This window comes from Ruegeria denitrificans (genome assembly GCF_001458295.1).
In the GTDB taxonomy this organism is placed as follows: Bacteria; Pseudomonadota; Alphaproteobacteria; order Rhodobacterales; family Rhodobacteraceae; genus Ruegeria; species Ruegeria denitrificans.
On the sequence record NZ_CYUD01000034.1, the window covers coordinates 1 to 4,251 of the forward strand.

The following is a 4,251-nucleotide window of genomic DNA, read 5'->3' on the forward strand; positions in this document are numbered from 1 at the left end:
GAGCCCGAAGCAGACTCCAGTTCACGACACCAGACCAACTCACGTTCAATAATTTGTCCGCGAGCCGAGATGGTTTGCAAGCTGATCAAAAACCAACCTGATCCTTCGCGCTGTTTGTAACTCAGAGTGTGTGGCCAACCAGATAGGAAATTTGAATGGCTCGCGTTCGGGCAGAACACGCTCCACACCGGGTGTAAGGGCCGCCACATCGTCTGACATAACACTAATGCCGAAGCCTTGGCGCACAAGCTCCCATGACACTATCCCGCTCTGCGATCCAATCCGAAAATTCTTGCGGGTTACTTCGATGCCAGCCGGATTGAGAAATCCAATCATCGTGTCAACATCGCCAAAGCCGACGAAACCCAACTTAGCAAGTTCGTCTTCATTTCGTGGTCGCCCAACCTGTTCGAGGTACGAAGGGGCAGCGTAAAAATGTGCCGTCGCTTCTGCCACGAGCTTTGCAATCAGGCCCGGCTGTGTCGGGCGCACATGCCGAATTGCGATATCTGCCTCGCGCCGCTGTATGTCTCGTATGTCATTTGCTGCGACAACGTCGATCTCAAGCCGCGGTGCCGCGAGCCTGATCTGTTTGAGAATAGGCGGTAGCTGATAGGCTGACACCACGTCGGAAGCAGTGATCCTGACTTGCCCTTCAACTGCTTGTGACTGGCTTGTTGCCGTCAGAGAAATCCTATTCGCGACGCTTGCCATTTCACTGACATGTACCAACAGCTCAGCACCAGCGGTTGTCAGATTAAGCGACTTGCCGACCCTTTCAAACAAGGTGACGCCAAGCGCCTGTTCCAGCGCGGCGACTTGCCGACCGACGGTTGGCTGGGTCCGCGCAAGCACGCGCGCCGCCGCGGAAAACGAACCTTCTTCTGCCGTTGCAAGAAAGGACCGTGCCTGGTTCCAATCGAAATTAATAGCGTTCCAATTCATGCATTAATGCATAACAGTTCTCCAATATCTGGCAATTCCATAAAGTCGTGTTTTAATTTACTGGCTGCTGTGAAAAGTTTGAAAGAGAGAAAAAGATGGCTGCATTGTCCAAAGATGCCGCGTTCTGGAGCAAGATTTCGCGCAAATATGCGGCTGATCCTATCCGAAATATGGAAGGGTATCTGAACACACTCGAACGTACAAAGTCCTACCTGCAAGCCGAAGACAGCGTGCTGGAAATCGGGTGTGGGACGGGGTCAACCGCGTTGCTACTGGCACCACATGTGGCTCAAGTCACTGCCTCCGATCTCGCACCGGGGATGATCGAAATCGCCAACGAGAAACTCGCTGAAGAAGAGCTGGAGAATGTAACGTTCAAAGTGGCCGAGGTTCTGCAGCACGATCCTAACGACGGTTCTTACGACGCTGTCCTCGCACATAATCTACTGCACCTTGTACCCGATATGGGCCATGCACTCGAACACATTGCGACCCTTACAAAACCCGGTGGGGTATTCATTTCCAAGACCGTTTGCGCTCCAGAGAGTGGAGGGTTCAAATATGGCTTAATCAGCCGAATAGCGATCCCGATTATGCAGTTGCTCGGGAATGCTCCGTTCGTAAATTTTGTATCCGTAGCTGAACTCCAGCACGCCATTGAACTTGCGGGCTTCGATATCGTCGAGACAGCGGATCAAGCCGGGTTATTGCCGAGCCGGTACATTGTCGCGAGAAGGCTGTGAAACAGTATTCGCGCCATAATTACTTTGCATGCAAGGGACATCTCGGGCCATCAAATGAGTACAATGATGAAAGATGGGATTTCATTTGCACGCCTTTCGGAAATCGATCCGAATGACATTGCGGTTCACATGTCCGATCCCAGAGTAGCGGAGCACATGCCGCTTTTGACGTTCGAATGGAATGTTGAGGTCGCAAGAGAATTTATCGCCAAGAAGGAAGGTTACTGGGCGCGGGACGGTCTTGGACACTGGGCGTTTTTGTCAGGCGGTCGGTATGTTGGTTGGGGGGGCTTTCAAAAAGAAGGTGACGAATGGGATTTTGGCTTGGTTTTGCGGCCCGACGCCTTTGGACTTGGGAAACGGATTGCCAAAATGGCAATCGACTTTGCGATCGCTGACAAACGTATCCCCTTTGTCACGTTTCTGCTGCCACCAAGTAGAAAAAATCTGGGTGCACTCCGGAAACTCGGTGCCAAACACATAGGCGAGATCGAATACGAAGATGCTCAGTTTCTCAAGTTTCGCCTGGATACGGAGTGAACTCCGTTCTTCCTGATTTTTCCCGGTGGTGCGCCAAATACCCGTTTGAAGGCTTTGTTGAACGCAGGCTCTGACAAGTATCCGATCTCAGCGGCAATCTGCGAGATTGGTTGATCGGTGGACACCAACCTTTCGCTGGCCAGGTGCATTCGCCACGTTGCAAGATACTGGATTGCTGGAACGCCTACCAACCCAGTAAACCGCGCCGCGAACGCGGATCTGGACATACCAGCAACCTCCGCGAGAGACTCGACTGTCCAAGCCGCAGCAGGCGTACGGTGAATGGCGACTATCGTGCGCCCGATCTGCGGGTCTCGCGCCGCTTTCAGCCAGCCGCGGTTTGCGTCTGGTGCGCTGTTCAGCCAACGACGAATGGCCTCGATGACAACCACATCTGCCAGTCGGGTGATCACTGTTTCGCCACCCGGTCTCAATTCCCGCGCCTCTTTTGCGATGAATTGCAAAGTTGCTTGTAGCCAGCTTCCGGCATCCTCTTCCCACGGGTCGATTTTGAGCACATCCGGAAGCAAGTGCATCAACATACCACTGGCGGCGTGATCGATCCGGACGAGGCCGTACATGATGCCCGTCTCCGCTCCACCACCACCGTATTCCAGTGTTTCAAAAAGCTCGGTCACCTTGCGTATGGGCAGCTCTTCCAGCGTTAAAAGCGGGTTGTCTTCCGAGCTGAAGAAACCGACCGGTGCGCCGCTGGTCATCAGCACCAAATCGCCTTTTTCGACCTCGAACGGGTCATCTTGTCCGACCTTCATCAAGCACCGCCCGTGCGTAATGACAGCAAAGCTCAGTATGTCGGGAAAGCCTGGTAGGGACACGCCCCAAGGAGCGGACATGCGCGACTGGCAGTAGAATGTGCCGGTGAGCTTCAGAAGATGAAGGATTTCCCCCAGCGGATCGCCTATCGGCTGCGCCAGCGCATCGGGGTCGGGGACATGAGGGTCAAACTGGTTCATGTCATGAGATTGGACGAAATTCACCTGCTCGTCTATTCGTTTTGGACGATTGGATAAGAATGATGGATTTTGAAGAATAGAACATCTCTAATGCTTGCTTAATTTCGGGCCATCAACTGAACTCATGGAGATGACCAATGACACAGCAAACCATTCTCGTACTTGGTGCAACAGGCAAAACCGGATCGCGGATCGCGACACGTCTGGACGAAAAAGGGCAGACAGTCCGGCGCGGGTCGCGCACCAGTGAAACGCCATTTGACTGGGAACAACCGCAGACTTGGTCCGCAATCCTCGAAGGCGTTTCGGCTGCCTATATTTCCTACTTTCCTGACATCGCATTTCCAGGCGCGGTTGAGCAGGTCGAAGCGTTCACAGCATTGGCTCGTGAAAAGGGATTACAGCGTTTTGTGCTGCTAACCGGGCGTGGCGAGTTTCATGCGGAACGAGCGGAAGCAGTCGTACGCAATTCCGGAGTTCCGTTCACTATCGTTCGTGCAGCATGGTTTGCACAAAACTTCTCTGAAGGGGCATTGCTTGATCCGGTCATGGCAGGTGTCTTGCCGATGCCTGCCGGCGATGTACGCGAACCAATCATCGACGTGGACGACATTGCCGATGTTGCCGTAGCTGCTTTGACAGAAGAAGGACACGACGGCGAACTGTACGAGGTCACAGGACCACGTCTCATGACGTTTGCCGACATGGCTGCTGAGCTTTCGCGCGCCATGGGCAGGACTGTGCAATACCTGCCAATTTCATTCGAAGACTTCCACGCGGAAATCGCGCACGCGAATGGCGAGATGATTGCTGATGTGATCACGGACATCGCGCGTGAAACGCTGGACGGACGCAATGCGAACCTCGCGGACGGTGTCCAGCGTGCGCTTGGACGCGCGCCACGCGACTTCGCCGACTTTGCAAACAAAGCTGCAATGTCTGGCGCGTGGACCAGAGCCGCTTGAACCGGGCCAAAGGACATCGGAGACAATCATGAAACTTGAACTTAGATGCAGACTTATCTTGGGCATGTCCGGATTAACGGCATT

Annotated in this window: 5 protein-coding genes; 3 read left to right on the plus strand and 2 right to left on the minus strand. The window is 53.7% G+C overall.

The window, feature by feature from the left end; all coding sequences use genetic code 11:
• Positions 1 to 45: 45 nt before the first annotated feature.
• Complete coding sequence (locus tag RUE5091_RS22365) at positions 46 to 945, minus strand: LysR family transcriptional regulator (RefSeq protein WP_058284158.1); 900 nt, start codon at positions 943 to 945, stop codon at positions 46 to 48.
• Between the two features lie 95 nt (positions 946 to 1,040).
• Here RUE5091_RS22365 and RUE5091_RS22370 point away from each other — a divergent pair, with 95 nt between their 5' ends.
• Positions 1,041 to 1,688, plus strand: coding sequence for a class I SAM-dependent methyltransferase (locus RUE5091_RS22370; protein ID WP_058284159.1), 648 nt, complete (start codon positions 1,041 to 1,043; stop codon positions 1,686 to 1,688).
• A gap of 66 nt (positions 1,689 to 1,754) precedes the next feature.
• Entirely contained in the window at positions 1,755 to 2,228 is a 474-nt protein-coding gene (locus RUE5091_RS22375) for a GNAT family N-acetyltransferase (RefSeq protein WP_082643788.1), read from the plus strand.
• On the opposite strand, the gene RUE5091_RS22380 is transcribed toward RUE5091_RS22375, so the two are convergent.
• Complete coding sequence (locus RUE5091_RS22380; RefSeq protein ID WP_243470859.1) at positions 2,195 to 3,226, minus strand: AraC family transcriptional regulator; 1,032 nt, start codon at positions 3,224 to 3,226, stop codon at positions 2,195 to 2,197. The genes RUE5091_RS22375 and RUE5091_RS22380 overlap by 34 nt on opposite strands.
• Before the next feature lie 113 nt (positions 3,227 to 3,339).
• Between RUE5091_RS22380 and RUE5091_RS22385 the strand changes: the two genes are divergently transcribed.
• A complete protein-coding gene (locus RUE5091_RS22385) occupies positions 3,340 to 4,167 on the plus strand; it encodes an NmrA family NAD(P)-binding protein (protein ID WP_058284162.1) in 828 nt (275 codons plus the stop codon).
• Positions 4,168 to 4,251 lie beyond the last annotated feature (84 nt).